General features: G+C 38.4%; 18 protein-coding genes, 2 pseudogenes and 1 riboswitch. Of the genes and pseudogenes, 7 read left to right on the forward strand and 13 right to left on the reverse strand.

Annotated features, from left to right (window positions below):
• Positions 1-3 precede the first annotated feature (3 nt).
• A complete protein-coding gene (locus DESACI_RS20245; RefSeq protein ID WP_014829092.1) occupies positions 4-396 on the reverse strand; it encodes a nucleotidyltransferase substrate binding protein in 393 nt (130 codons plus the stop codon).
• A complete protein-coding gene (locus tag DESACI_RS20250) occupies positions 368-682 on the reverse strand; it encodes a nucleotidyltransferase domain-containing protein (RefSeq protein ID WP_014829093.1) in 315 nt (104 codons plus the stop codon). Before DESACI_RS20250 ends, DESACI_RS20245 begins: the two co-directional genes overlap by 29 nt.
• Positions 683-1,054: 372 nt before the next feature.
• On the opposite strand from DESACI_RS20250, the gene DESACI_RS20255 reads away from it, so the two are divergent.
• Together DESACI_RS20255 and DESACI_RS20260 are read left to right on the forward strand one after the other, a co-directional pair.
• Complete coding sequence (locus DESACI_RS20255) at positions 1,055-1,264, forward strand: helix-turn-helix transcriptional regulator (RefSeq protein ID WP_014829094.1); 210 nt, start codon at positions 1,055-1,057, stop codon at positions 1,262-1,264.
• Positions 1,257-1,700: a DUF6773 family protein gene (locus DESACI_RS20260; protein WP_014829095.1), complete on the forward strand. Its 444-nt coding sequence runs from the start codon at positions 1,257-1,259 to the stop codon at positions 1,698-1,700. The genes DESACI_RS20255 and DESACI_RS20260 overlap by 8 nt, the downstream gene beginning before the upstream one ends.
• Before the next feature lie 122 nt (positions 1,701-1,822).
• Here DESACI_RS20260 and DESACI_RS24650 read toward each other — a convergent pair whose 3' ends face one another.
• The 4 genes from DESACI_RS24650 to DESACI_RS20280 form a co-directional block, all read right to left on the reverse strand.
• Positions 1,823-1,975 carry a hypothetical protein gene (locus DESACI_RS24650; protein ID WP_014829096.1) on the reverse strand — a complete coding sequence of 51 codons (153 nt, stop codon included), beginning with the start codon at positions 1,973-1,975 and terminating at the stop codon, positions 1,823-1,825.
• 88 nt (positions 1,976-2,063) lie between these two features.
• Positions 2,064-2,148, reverse strand: a riboswitch (cyclic di-GMP riboswitch).
• A 233-nt stretch (positions 2,149-2,381) separates the two neighbouring features.
• Positions 2,382-2,789, reverse strand: a complete 408-nt coding sequence (hepT, locus tag DESACI_RS20265; RefSeq protein ID WP_014829098.1) for a type VII toxin-antitoxin system HepT family RNase toxin — start codon at positions 2,787-2,789, stop codon at positions 2,382-2,384.
• Positions 2,779-3,201, reverse strand: coding sequence for a type VII toxin-antitoxin system MntA family adenylyltransferase antitoxin (mntA, locus tag DESACI_RS20270; protein ID WP_014829099.1), 423 nt, complete (start codon positions 3,199-3,201; stop codon positions 2,779-2,781). The genes hepT and mntA overlap by 11 nt, the downstream gene beginning before the upstream one ends.
• 428 nt (positions 3,202-3,629) lie before the next feature.
• A complete protein-coding gene (locus DESACI_RS20280) occupies positions 3,630-3,815 on the reverse strand; it encodes a hypothetical protein (RefSeq protein WP_014829100.1) in 186 nt (61 codons plus the stop codon).
• A gap of 118 nt (positions 3,816-3,933) precedes the next feature.
• On the opposite strand from DESACI_RS20280, the pseudogene DESACI_RS23875 reads away from it, so the two are divergent.
• Both DESACI_RS23875 and DESACI_RS23880 read left to right on the forward strand, forming a co-directional pair.
• A pseudogene (locus DESACI_RS23875) lies at positions 3,934-4,147 on the forward strand (helix-turn-helix domain-containing protein).
• Positions 4,148-4,282: 135 nt separating this feature from the next.
• Positions 4,283-4,501, forward strand: a complete 219-nt coding sequence (locus tag DESACI_RS23880) for a helix-turn-helix domain-containing protein (protein WP_014829101.1) — start codon at positions 4,283-4,285, stop codon at positions 4,499-4,501.
• A 236-nt stretch (positions 4,502-4,737) separates the two neighbouring features.
• Here DESACI_RS23880 and dprA read toward each other — a convergent pair whose 3' ends face one another.
• From dprA to DESACI_RS20300, 4 genes are all read right to left on the reverse strand, one after another.
• Positions 4,738-5,856, reverse strand: a complete 1,119-nt coding sequence (gene dprA, locus DESACI_RS20285; RefSeq protein ID WP_014829102.1) for a DNA-processing protein DprA — start codon at positions 5,854-5,856, stop codon at positions 4,738-4,740.
• Positions 5,857-5,874: 18 nt separating this feature from the next.
• Positions 5,875-7,419 carry a YifB family Mg chelatase-like AAA ATPase gene (locus tag DESACI_RS20290; RefSeq protein WP_014829103.1) on the reverse strand — a complete coding sequence of 515 codons (1,545 nt, stop codon included), beginning with the start codon at positions 7,417-7,419 and terminating at the stop codon, positions 5,875-5,877.
• 358 nt (positions 7,420-7,777) lie between these two features.
• Positions 7,778-8,344 carry a transposase gene (locus DESACI_RS20295; RefSeq protein WP_014829104.1) on the reverse strand — a complete coding sequence of 189 codons (567 nt, stop codon included), beginning with the start codon at positions 8,342-8,344 and terminating at the stop codon, positions 7,778-7,780.
• Between the two features lie 402 nt (positions 8,345-8,746).
• Positions 8,747-9,019 carry a hypothetical protein gene (locus DESACI_RS20300; protein WP_041276154.1) on the reverse strand — a complete coding sequence of 91 codons (273 nt, stop codon included), beginning with the start codon at positions 9,017-9,019 and terminating at the stop codon, positions 8,747-8,749.
• A 185-nt stretch (positions 9,020-9,204) separates the two neighbouring features.
• On the opposite strand from DESACI_RS20300, the gene DESACI_RS23255 reads away from it, so the two are divergent.
• Complete coding sequence (locus DESACI_RS23255) at positions 9,205-9,495, forward strand: hypothetical protein (protein WP_014829105.1); 291 nt, start codon at positions 9,205-9,207, stop codon at positions 9,493-9,495.
• A gap of 40 nt (positions 9,496-9,535) precedes the next feature.
• On the forward strand, positions 9,536-9,772 hold the full coding sequence (locus DESACI_RS20310) for a hypothetical protein (protein ID WP_041276155.1): 237 nt from the start codon (positions 9,536-9,538) through the stop codon (positions 9,770-9,772).
• Between the two features lie 206 nt (positions 9,773-9,978).
• Here the strand turns inward: DESACI_RS20310 and DESACI_RS20315 are convergent, their stop codons facing one another.
• Together DESACI_RS20315 and DESACI_RS20320 are read right to left on the reverse strand one after the other, a co-directional pair.
• Positions 9,979-10,194, reverse strand: a complete 216-nt coding sequence (locus DESACI_RS20315) for a hypothetical protein (protein ID WP_041276156.1) — start codon at positions 10,192-10,194, stop codon at positions 9,979-9,981.
• A 91-nt stretch (positions 10,195-10,285) separates the two neighbouring features.
• Positions 10,286-11,647 (reverse strand): annotated as a pseudogene (locus tag DESACI_RS20320) (transposase).
• 341 nt (positions 11,648-11,988) lie between these two features.
• Here DESACI_RS20320 and DESACI_RS20325 point away from each other — a divergent pair.
• On the forward strand, positions 11,989-12,600 hold the full coding sequence (locus DESACI_RS20325) for a hypothetical protein (protein ID WP_014829106.1): 612 nt from the start codon (positions 11,989-11,991) through the stop codon (positions 12,598-12,600).
• A gap of 20 nt (positions 12,601-12,620) precedes the next feature.
• Here the strand turns inward: DESACI_RS20325 and DESACI_RS25305 are convergent, their stop codons facing one another.
• Positions 12,621-12,812, reverse strand: a complete 192-nt coding sequence (locus DESACI_RS25305; protein WP_345788496.1) for a transposase — start codon at positions 12,810-12,812, stop codon at positions 12,621-12,623.
• Positions 12,813-12,988 lie beyond the last annotated feature (176 nt).

The following is a 12,988-nucleotide window of genomic DNA, read 5'->3' on the forward strand; positions in this document are numbered from 1 at the left end:
CCTCTATAGTCGTTTTTCGATATTCTCTAATAGATTAGTAAGTGCTATGAAATATTTCTCTTGTATGTTTTTACAGATCTCCATTGCTAATTGTTCATTATAAATATGTACGGTCGAATTTCTATCATTAAGCATGGCAAGCCATAATTCATCATCCCTTATTAGCTCTGCCGCAAAGGCTTCTCGTAACACAGATTTTGGAGAATTTAACCCAATTAAACCCTCATCCTCGAAGACAGCTTTTAAAGTTTTCCAGGCAAGTTCAAACGTGAACTCAAAACGTTGTATGAGTCCATCTCTTAGCAGATCATCTGAATTATTACATTTAGCAATCCCCTCTTTAAGTTTAGAAAGAGCATTTTTAAAATTATTGACTTTTACATGCGGATCGCTCATAAAGAGACACTCCTTCTCTATTAATATTGTCTAATAATTTGGGATCAATAGTTTCACTAATGAATATGGTATCTATTTTTAAGAGAGTATTAAGATCATCAAAGTTGCTGGTTAATCGCCCTTTAGAATTAAACTCGGGCAAAGGAAAAACTGCTAAATCTATATCACTTGTGGGATTATTTTCCCCTCTTGCTCTTGATCCAAAAAGAACAATCTTCTCAATAGCATAGTTTCTTCCGATTTCACGAATCCTCTGAATCAGACCCTTGTCAAGATTAAAGTTCATAATAGTCCTAGTCCCCCTACGAGATTTGGTTCCCAATTTAACGCAATCATTTCACTCATTAAAATACAACCATATTATACCAATAACATGGTTGTAAATAAAGCTTATTACGTCCTTTAGTATCCCTCATGATTACCTCTAGAGAGAGCATCTGGCCATTATTTTCAACATAAGACGCTGGAATAATGAATAAATATGCATTTTGTTTTACGAAATAGCATCTCGCCCTTCAATTAAGTATTAAGTAAACCTTAAAGTAGTTAAAGTAGTTAAAGTAGTTAACCTTAACCAAATGTCACCCATCCAATAATTAATGTCGTATATAATTGACATTCATTCACATATATATTATAGTTTAATCGAGGTGTTGAAATGGGAAGAAACATCAAAATTAAAGTTGCCCGTGCGGAACTCGACATGACTCAAAAAGCCTTAGCCGAAGCCGTGGGAATATCTCGTCAAACCATGAATGCCATAGAACAAGGGGAATATAACCCCACCATAAAATTATGCCGCAATATTTGCAGAGTACTTGGAAAGTCACTTGATGAGCTGTTTGGAGAGGAGAATGAAGATGCGTAAAAACAATTTAGATGAAATGCAAGAGAAAAAATTATTGAGTATTGAACATAACGGAATGTGGCTGGCCTTTTGGGGCCTGCTGGCAGCCATAATGATTCAAATATGTCAAGGCGCTAATTTTAAACAGTTTGCCGGTGAATGGATCATTTTTATGCTGCTTAGTTTTTATACTTTGATCGCCTGCATCAAGAACGGTATTTGGGACAGACGCTTAAAGCCGAACCTCAAAACGAATGCCTTGCTGAGTCTGCTTGCCGGCTTGAGCGTATCCGTGATCTTCGGAATCGAATTTCATCTCCAGAATAAGCAAAGTCACTCGTCACTGTCGATTGGATCGATAGGAATATTCACATTCTTGCTATGCTTCGGTGCCCTTCAGTTTTCAAGCTATTTATACAAAAAGAGGAAGGAAAAACTTGAGCGAGAATGTGAATAAAAACGCAGACTTGGATTGTTCTGTGAAGAGACGAGAAATAAATAGGCAAAATGAAAATCCCTGAGGGCGGTTTGCATAAAACCTGTTCAGGGATTTTTTATCCGGAAGCAGTGAAACACTTTTTACTTACCTAAAGGCATCGGGATAAAGGCATTGGGAAACTCATGGTCTTTTCCTTCGTATAATTCGCAGGCTATTTTTTTCTTCGCATGAGCACCATAATTAAATAATAATAGAATAGTCAAAGCGAAGAAATAAAAAAGAATGAATTTCATCTTGATCCCTCCCAATCTTTAGTAGACCTTTGGGAAAATAAAAAAATCGCTTACCTATAAAAAGGTATAGCGATAATAGCAACAACTGTTCGGCGGCTTGGCAGTCATCAGCTTTACCTGGAAGATCCATAGCTTTGCGTCCTTAGTTTTCACTAAGTTTGCCTTTATCGCTAGTAGATATTAGCAATATTTAAATTGTAGAAATTATACCACGAATCATACAAATTTTATGTCGAAATAAACAGTAGGGAATAAATAATTACTCAAATTCCCCATTTTTAATAAAACGAAGGGCCAATGATATAGAAAGAGCCAGACAATAAAATAGACTGTGACGATAAAACCGATTATTTCTGGCAGCAACCGCTGCGAAATCAGAAATGTCCTCAGTCCCACCTTACAAACTCTAAAACCTCTTAAGCATAATTTTACTAAATTCCTTTAAATCATCGAGATAATGCTCAATGACTTGACTTACAATCTTTAAATTGAGAGATTGATAATTATGTACCGCGATATTACGGAAACCAACCATTGATTTTAAAGATTCGGCTAACGATTCCTCCATGCAATTATGTTGGTGAAGAATATCAAACGCTTCACGGCTATTTTGCGGGATTCCCCATTTCTCTTCGGCCACTATGTGCATAGCTAAGTCAATAGCAGCCTCACAGCTTCTTTGTATATTCAGAATGATCGAATCCTGCTTTGTATAGTTTTCCAGATTTTTAGGGTTGTTTTCATATTCCTCATGAATACGCTCAATACAACGCTCGATAATCGAGCATTTGTTATAAATTACATCATCCCCCATAGATCGTCCCTCTCTCTTTTATCCTTTTTAGAATAGGCTCCCGTTCCTCATTAAGAAGAGCGTACTCTTTGTACGTACGGAGGAAATAATATTTTCGTCGTGTCTCATCCTGACAATAAAGCACTTTTCCGTATCCAACCACTTGAACTTGAAACACAGTACTAACTAACTTCAAGTTAATACAATCACAACTCTTACCTAGTAAATCGGCCAAGCCTTGGGCCATACAAAAAGTCTGATATTCATTAACGACCTGATCGGTCAGATAAGCGATATCAATATCACTATCCCCGCGGGCTCTGCCCTTGGCATAGGAGCCAAATAGGATAATGAGCCAAGGAGCTACAGATTTTCTTAGCGTATGGATAATAGTCTCTATTTGCTCTGAATTAAGCTCAAAGTAGCCCTCCATTAATAATCGCTCCTTCTTCCAAAAACTACAACCATATTATACCAATAATATGGTTGTAAATAAAGCCACCACTCTTTGTTGGGCACACTGTTTTAACTTCGAAGGCCTTTCCCGACCCGAGAATTAATTAATTTGAAAAATAATTGGTCGGTATCGCGGTTCTGGTATTGGGATGCCATTGGACATAGCAGATTCGACTCAAACCTTTTTGCTGCCTGTAATTCTCGTAATGCTTCCTCCGGTGTTACACCAAATGCCGAGCACCCTTTTAAATCTGGCATGTCGGCAATATATCCTAAAAAGAAAGGGGTCTAGTACCTGGGCGGAACAGCGACCTTTGGGATCTGTTCCGCCCAGTAAAAACGCAGATTTGGATTGTTCAATGAAATATCTTACCCTAGTATCAACCGATATATTATTTAATGGCATTATTCATTCTTCTCCGGCTTCTCCAGTTGCTCCGTCCGCTCTTCACATGACTTCAGAAGAATGAATTTACTATCCTTGCTATGCATATACATTTCCTCTGTTCGACGCTGCACCTGCTGGATTTCTTCTATTATATCTGTCAATTTGTTAAATAATATACTGTACATTTCCTTATAATCTGCCAATGCTCTTTACCCCCAAAAACAATTTCTTATACATGCATAATGCGATAATTGCATAATTATCAATATGCAATTATCGCATAATATAGAATGCTATTGAGGTGACCACAATGTCCCAAGAATACGCGATTTAAGAGAAGACAGGAATCTAACTCACTCAACAGGAGCTTGCAGCCTTTCATAAAGTAAGCCAAACAACCTATTCAAGATATGAAAGCTGTGTCCTAGATATTCCTAGCTCCTCGCTCATTAAACTTGACGAGTTTTATGAAACGAGTATCGACTATCTAGTGAGGCTGACCAATAATAAAAAGCCTTATCGCCGAATAGCGTGATCGCAAATTCAAATTCGTTTGCGCCTATCCTCTTACATTTTTTAATTTACCATTTGAGATAATATTAGCGAAATTTTCGCTAAAAGTCAATAGCGAATAATTCGCTAAACTATAATTATCTTGAGGTGATTTTTGGTGTATGAAAGAATAAGACACTTAAGGGAAGACAAAGATCTGACGCAAACGCAAGTTGCAACTTATCTAAATTGCAGTCAGAGAATATACAGTAATTATGAACGCGGTGAAGTGGATTTGCCCACCGTAATTTTAATCAAATTGGCGGAATTACATAATACAAGTACTGACTATCTCTTGAATAGAACAAACAGGAAAAAGCCTTATCCAAAAGACTGATATTCACTTGCATAATGGTATTATTTAGATTTCGGTCGAGACCGAAAGTTAGGTTTAGGTTTAGGTTTAGTTATAATTAGCTCCAACTAATTTTATTGGCCTAGAAAGTAAAGTATACTAATAATAAGTATTTCGACGGAAAAGAAAGGGTCCAAAAAAAGGGTCCTGGAACTTCACACCCAGTACAGGCATCTGTAAATCTAACAACCTGGTTCTATCAATCAATTCTGATAATTTTACTCAACTTCAGACAATCTCTTTACCTTCTGTCCTAATATCGAGACTTTTCCCTCAAGCTCCATTCTGCAAAGCAATTCAATTAAGCCACTAATATCACCGTTACATACATCAAGAAGGTCGTTTATATCTTGTACCTGGTCAAGTCGATCAAGTATAACCTGCTCTTGAAGTTTATTTGAATCGCATCTATTTTGCCTTTGCTTCTTTAAAGCCTTACTCTTTTGTGGTTTTTTAAGCAACGAGTTGTTTGAGTCTTCCTTTTTACACTTTTTAAGTAATTGATCGGGTCCAAGATAGACCTCCGCCCCGTGCAAAAGCAACCGATTAGTTCCTAAACTTTCCGGACTATAAATACTATTGGGTACAGCATATACCCTATGCTTAAACCACATCGCGTATTCAGCTGTAATCAGAGCTCCGCTTCGATCGGCAGCCTCCACTACTAAAAGCTTTTCTACCCAAGCAGCTAAAAGCTTATTCCTTTCTGGAAAATATTCTTGCCTGGGTCTCGTCCCAGGAGGATATGAAGAAATTACAGCTCCGCTTTCAACAATTTCTTCCATTAGCATTTGATGTTCAGGAGGGTAGCAAATATCCACTCCATTCGCCACCAGAGCTAAGGTATATCCACCAGCCTTTAAGCAAGCCGTATGAGCGTAACTATCGATGCCCTTAGCCATTCCGCTCACGACTGTCATGCCTGCATGTCCTAGAAAGGCAGCGGCATCAGCAGTTACTTCCTTGCCATAAGCGGTACATCGTCGACTTCCAACAATCCCAATACTTGACGTCAAAGTACGCAATTTCCCGCGATAGTAGAGTATTGCCGGAAGGCCTGGAAATTCATTTATATAGGGAGGAAAATAGGGATCGTCATAAGTTAAAAGATTAATCCCATTTCTCTGCATGTAATCTTCAATTCGTTGAGCACTTTCTAATGAATGTTGACTCAATAACGTCTCAATTTGACCTAACTTCAGGCCCTTAATATTTTGCAATTCTTCTATCGATGCCTGATAAACTGCCATAGGTGAACCCAATCTGTCTACAAGTTTCCGTATAGTTACTGGTCCTATACCCTTTAGATTTATAAGCCACAACCAATATGTAATCACGTAAGACCCCCAAATTCTCTAAACGACAAGCATGCCGCTTCGATCTTTGTCTAAATCACGGCTCATCAAAGCAGCACTAATATCTTTTTTACGAATGACCTCTGATTCCTCGAGGTCTGCAAACGTTCTTGCTGTCTTAAGAAATTTGTTGTAGGTTCTAGCACTGTAATGAAACTTTTCAAAGGCCACTCTTAACAATTTATTGCTCTCTTCATCAAGCTTGCAAAACTCTTTGATCATCGCTTCGCTCATTTGGGCATTCGAATTGACATTGGGAATTCCATTGAACCTTTCTTGCTGAATTCGCCTAGCCTTCTGAACCCTTTCTCTGAGTTCAGCCGAACTTCGTCCTTTCTCCTGCATTGATAAATTCAGAAAATTTACAGGTTGAACGTATTTATGGACTTCAATCCTATCCAGAATGGGCCCAGATAATTTCTGTCTGTATTTAAGCACCTCATAATCTGTGCACCGGCAGCGCGATTGCCCGTAATATCCACACGGACATGGATTCATAGCAGCAACAAGCATAAAGTTCGCCGGGAATACTCCTATACTTTTCACTCTTGAAACTGTAACGACTTTATCTTCCATTGGCTGCCGAAGAGCGTCCAGACTTTTTTTATCAAATTCTGCGATTTCATCAAGAAAAAGAATCCCATTATGCGCCAATGATATTTCACCGGGTACAACTGGACTCCCACCACCGACAAGGGAATTCATCGAAGCATTATGATGTGGTGAGCGAAAAGGACGTTTTTCAATTAAACTTCCACGTTCACGCAAATGACCAGTTACACTATAGATTCTTGTAATCTCAAGTGCCTCTTCCTCGCTAAGCTCTGGCATAATAGTCGATATCCTTTTCGCAATCATAGATTTCCCGCACCCCGGAGAGCCAATCATGAGGATATTATGTCCCCCAGCCACTGCTGCAACAATATATTCGATCAGAACATCCTGACCGCGAACATCAGCAAAGTCAAGGCCTTCATAAGAATCAGAGGTCTTCTCCGCTTCTTCAAAGGTCGGACAATAGTACTCTTGTTTTCCTTGTAAAAATTCGACCACTTCGATAAGAGATTTAAAAGCATAGATATCCAAACCTTTAACGAGACTAGCCTCTCGGTTATTTTCAAAGGGAATAAAAATCCGTTTGATTCCACTTTCTCTTGCCGCCATGACCATCGGCAGGACTCCGCTAACTGAGCGCAACTCCGCATTCAGGGAAAGTTCTCCTATAAATGCGGAATCATACAGCTTATCTCGATCCACCAACACTTGTCCTGCCTCAAGCAAAAGACTTACAGCCATTGCCAGATCGAAATGTGAGCCACTTTTCTTGATCCCACTCGGAGCTAAATTAATCACAACCTTAAGTTTCGGAAATTCGAAACTCCCATAAGTCAAGGATGCCTCTAATCGATGAGCAGCCTCTTTAACCGCGGTGTCACCCATGCCAACGATATTCACCGAAGGCTGGCCATATAGTGTCACAGTCTCTACCGTCACAGAATACGCATTAACCCCAGACAAAGCAAAGGACCGGACAACTGTTGCCATTTTATCTAACCACCTCAATCCTTAAAGCAAATAGAAAATCATCTCAATTTCATAACTTTGTGTTTAGAAAAACAAACTAAAAAATTGCACATATTATATTTACCTGGTCATCAAAATAGCTATTCTCCATCACTTCCCATTTTTCCTATCACTTTCCTATAACTGTTTAATATTTTTCATTGTGGTATATTATATGACGGCATCAGCTTCCTAACGTTAGTCCAATCACCGGGGAGGCTTCCCTTGCTACGTTACACTTACGTAACGAATGGATCATTTCGTACGTTTTGGCACCTCCTCGTTAATACTACTTCGGCGGGAACACAAAAAAACCCTCGTTGTCAACGAAGAGCTCATATTATTTCAATAGACCTATGACATCCTGAATAACCCCGTCTTCGACAAATCTTTGATACCTGATCCTCTTAGGTTCTATAAAATAACCTAACAGTTTCTGTGTATCTACCAAGATATCTTCTAACTCTTCCTGAGAATAGGATTGATAACTACTCCATTTATACTCATTAGGTCTTAGCACCATCTCAGCTTTAACTGGATTAAGATGAATATATCGGCTAACTTCAAGAAAATAAGGATCGTTATCAACTAATTCCCAGCGAAAACGTCCTTGAAAAAGATGCCCGACAAAATGGTACTTCTGATTAAAGTAAACAGCATAGTCCTTATTTATGCGGTACATAACCTTAGATATATCAACGGTTGTTGTCTCAATAAGCAAATGAACATGGTTATCCATTAAGCAATAAGTGTGAAGTACGTAAGGAGTAATTGACCTTAACCGTTTCAAAACTATAAGATAAAATTCGCGATCCTCATCATCTCGAAAGATGTTCTGCTGATGATTGCCCCGACATGTAATATGATATATATCTCCAGGGACCCAGCACCTCTTTTTCCTTGGCATTTCCTCACCCCAACTCTATTACACTATAATGCCCATAGCAAAGAACTTGGCAGAATGGGAATTCAAGTCAAAATTAACAAATTCCTTAAATTATTTCTATTTCATTGTGAAACAACCTTATTCGTAACTCTCACCCATATTATACCATTATTATGGTTGTATAAGAAACCCGTTCTTTTTAGATGAGATCAGGTAGTATTGAACTAATTACCAAAAGTCTATAACCTATCGTCTTTTCATTGGTACTCAGTTACTTATAGCTCCACAGTTGCAATAAAATATGTCGAACTTTCGAAGAAAAGAAAGGTTCCGGGAACCTGCCCGGGAGACCACCGGGAGCCGTTCCGGCGAGTACTAAAATGGCCGAACCGTTAACCATTCTGGAGAGTACTATTACAACCGTTAGTTAGCTCCCAAGGTTTCTATCAACTCAAACTCTCCATTAGTCAATTGGTATGTATCCATGCCTATGCATAATTTCCATATACCGCTTTCAAACTCCAAGAAATACGTTGGCATGATCCGTTTATAAATAAAGCTGACATTGTCTAGCCCAATTCTTGAGCATGTTTCAATTAATTCCAAAGCATACTTCTTTATTTCTTCACTTAACTCTCCATTGTATTTATAAAGCCTTTCAAGTCTTGCTCTTTCAATGAACTTATTGTAATCCATCTGTCACTCACCCTTACACTGAATTGACCGAACATAATGTCGAATTTTTGAAGAAAAGAAAGGTTCCGGGAACCTACCCGGAACGGAGACCACTGGGAGCCGTTCCAGCGAGTATTAATGTCAGATTTTACGTGAATTAATTTCCATCATCCTGTATAATGAGTCTATAAAGGTGGGTGATATTCATGAAATACATTACAACAAATCAGCTTCTCGAAAAATTTAGGCACAAAGAAATATTAGGAATATCAGACCTTGTTCAAGTCATTAAAGATGAATTTAATGTAAACGTTTGGATCGAAGAGGAAAACGAAGATAGCATAGATATCGAATCCTTAGCTGATGATACTAATTTAATTCACCAGATAGAACACAGCCGTGATGATCGGAAATCCGGAAGAGTATATGATCATCAAGCAGGGCTAGAGTATTTGCGCGAAAGAATCAAGGAGTTTGAGCGTGGACAAAATGTTTAAAGTATACTGATCACAGACCGGTTTAGATGAACTTGCAAACATGTTGTCTTATCCTCCCGAAGTTAAGGAGCGCATTTTTAATGATTCATTCACTCGGTTATCTCATTTACCAACTCTTACTGCGAAGCAAATACCTTACGGAAAATTAGAAGGTTATTGGGCAAGACTTGGACTCTATCAAGTGATTTTAATTCTTGATGTGGATGAACAGAATTCAATCGTTTGGATTGATGGCATTAAACATAAGCGTCAAAATATATACTGGAAGAAAAACTAAGTATGCAATTACCTCCTTTCATCAGGAGGTTTTATTATCCCTTTATGATACTTAATGGCCTAGTGTAACATTTGATTGTCAGAATTACGTGATGGTCAGACTCGGGGAAGGACTAACGAACGAGAGACTCTTAAGGACAGTAGTAGCATCGAATTGTCGAAATATCCAAGATAACAGAAGTTCCTGGAACCTTTCCGGAACGGGGATCACCGGGAGCCGTTCCGGCGAGTATTGGCATTATTGTTCTTGGCATTATCCTTTACCGTCGGACCACTTTCCGCCCCAGAACCACTGCCAGCTTCTTCAGTATTAAAGGAAGTAAAATAATCCGCCCCAAACTGATTGGTGAGTTGTTTCTTAACCTGTTGGTTGGGCGCAAAATACTGTTGATAACCCCAGAGGGCACCAATCGCTATGAGCATTAGCAGACAACATATAAATGAGTCAATTTCATAATGTTTAATTGTTAAAGCTCAGGCCTTCAGAATTTCGTTAGTAACATTTTTTGAAGATTTATGCTGCAGCTATACGTTTGAACTTGTTCAATCGGTCTACGGCTAATTTGCAGAGGGTATAGGTCAGATAGAAAACTCGAAGTCGACTTTGGCTACGTTTCCTCGATGTCGAATGTTGTTTAACTGAAAGTACTCTTTGAGATAAGCATTAACACGTTCTACTGCTGTTCTCTGTTTATAGAGTTCAAAGTAGCGCCCACTTCCTCTGGCTGGAACGGTGTATTTTCTGGGGTCTGAGGAAACCTTAACCTTGAATACCTTTTGACACTGGTTGTTTTCTTTCAGAGGACACTCTTTGCACTCCTTGGGTTGAGTATATTTCAACGTGTCGTATCGGGAATCATAGCTATCATATCGGTAGGAATGACCTTCTTGACACTTAGGGCAAAAGTATTTGTCCTTGTCTTCGGGTAGTTGTTCATTGCGTGGATTGTAATCAATCAGGGCCCTTGACCCCATGGCTTTTGCTTGTTGGTAAATTGAGCTGTAATCGTAACCAGCATCCAAAAGCGAATAGGAAGGCTTCAGCTGGGGGTGAAGTTCATGAAGAGCCTTGAGTAGAGGAATCGCCATTTTGCCATCATTGACATTTCCCGAAGAAAGTAAGGACTTTAAAATGTATTGGCTTTTACAGTCCACGAGAAGATGACCTTTGAACCCGAACCAAAAGACGTTTTTGCCCTCGGAGTTTTTCTTAATTCCCCAGTGAGGATCTTGCGGGATTTGCTGTTCGATCGTCTTGAAATCAAGAGGAAGTTGAGCTTCAATTTTCTTCTCAAAGAGGGGTCGATTCTCTTCCAGTTCCTGTTGTTCTTTGAGCCATTTCTCCCGTTCCGATTTGGGTTTTCGTCCGCGTTTTTTGGAGGTTTGCTTGACAGGAATCTCTTCGTCTTTCTTTTTCTCAGGTTTACGGTCTCTCGCTTCAATATGAGTAGCATCGATGGCTATAACATCCCCATCGATGAAGCCTTCTTGAAACGCCTGAGAGACTAGTTCATTTTGAATTTTTTCCAAAGCAGAAGAACCCTTGATTTTTTGAATCATTCGAGTATAAGAGGACTCGCTAGGAACTGCATCAGCCATCGTAAAGCCGCAGTCGAAACGGAATTCCAAGCTGTTTTTTAATCGTTTTCGTAAATCTTTGATCGTAGGAATTCGTTCGATCACTCGAATGAATAAAGAATAGATCATGGCTGAATAGTTAAGCGTGGTTGGAGCTCCCAAAAATGCCCTTTTTTGAAACCACTCTCAACAAAGGAGTAATATTCAGCGGTTCCAATAGAAGCGGATACGATTCTTTCGGTGACATTTCTAAGATTTCTTCCAAGGAAAATAGACGTTCTTGGCGAATACTAAACATTGGGAGTTCTCCTTTCAACCTCTCGGTGTTTGTTTGGTCACTTACACTTTCGAGATTTTGGGGAGGTACTCCTTTTTTACGGGTAAAAAGCCCGCTTATATCAAGGGGTATGAATTATGAAACTAACTCAAATGTTAATAATTTCTTTTTTATTTTCATAAGCAACCTCCGCCAGGTTTCATCCTAAGATATTATTACGATCAAGAAGATTTTATTCAGAATAGGTTCAGGCGAGTAATTTTTCGGATATTAAACATTCACCATTTACAAATTTCGGCAGATTAATAATATTAACTAATGGTATAGTTTATAACAGAGAATATTTCGGAAGGAAGACATTGATGCTAAACGATGTATTACTTATCATTTTAATTGTAATAATTCTAGTCATGATAATAGTTTTAATATCTATTACTTTTGTACAACCCAAAATAGTTTCTTATCTAAAAGAGCGGAACTATGAAATAGCATACAGAAATAGTATTAAATTGATAAATCAACAAGAATGGTCCGAAGCCGCGGAGATTTTGGATAATTTAGCTCATAGCAGTCCAAAGGGTTATAAAAACTCGTTTATATTATGGTGTTATGCTTATGCCAAAGATATTAAAACCAAAAATCCTCACTCAACAATTACACTAAATTTTCTGCCCTCTGATTATAACGGTGAATTTGTTGAGGATATTAAAGTTTACGCAACCAAATTGGAGCGAGAAAAGGTAGAACTGCAAAAGGAAAATTTAGCTCATCTAACAACTAGCTTTCCCGAACCCCCTTCAGAACCTAAAATCGGAATGACATCTGATCAAGTGCTGGAATCCTCATGGGGAAAACCAACAAAGGTAAACCAAACTACTACCGCTTATAGTGTAAGAGAGAAATGGATTTATGACTCTGGCAGAACTGTTTATTTAAGCAATGGCAAAGTAATAGTTATTCAAGATGAATTTTAAATGAAGACAATTCCTTATTGTTACTGAAGCTGTTTTATATCCGAAATTGTCTCAATAAGCAAATGAACATGGTTATCCATCAAGCAATAAGTATGAAGTACGTAGGGAGTAATAGACCTAAACCGCTTCAAAACAATAAGATAAAATTCACGATCCTCATCATCTCGAAAGATGTTCTGCCGATGATTGCCCCGACATGTAATATGATATATATCTCCAGGGACCTAGCATCTCTTTTTCCTTGGCATTTCCTCACCCCAACTCTATTACACTATATGCCCATAGCAAAAAACTCGGTGGAATGGGAATTCAAAGTCGTTTTTTAATATTCTCTTCAGATTAACAAGTTTCATAAATTTATATTGTGAAACATATAAATTGTTAATCT

The sequence above is a fragment of the Desulfosporosinus acidiphilus SJ4 genome, assembly GCF_000255115.2.
Lineage (GTDB): Bacteria > Bacillota > Desulfitobacteriia > Desulfitobacteriales > Desulfitobacteriaceae > Desulfosporosinus > Desulfosporosinus acidiphilus.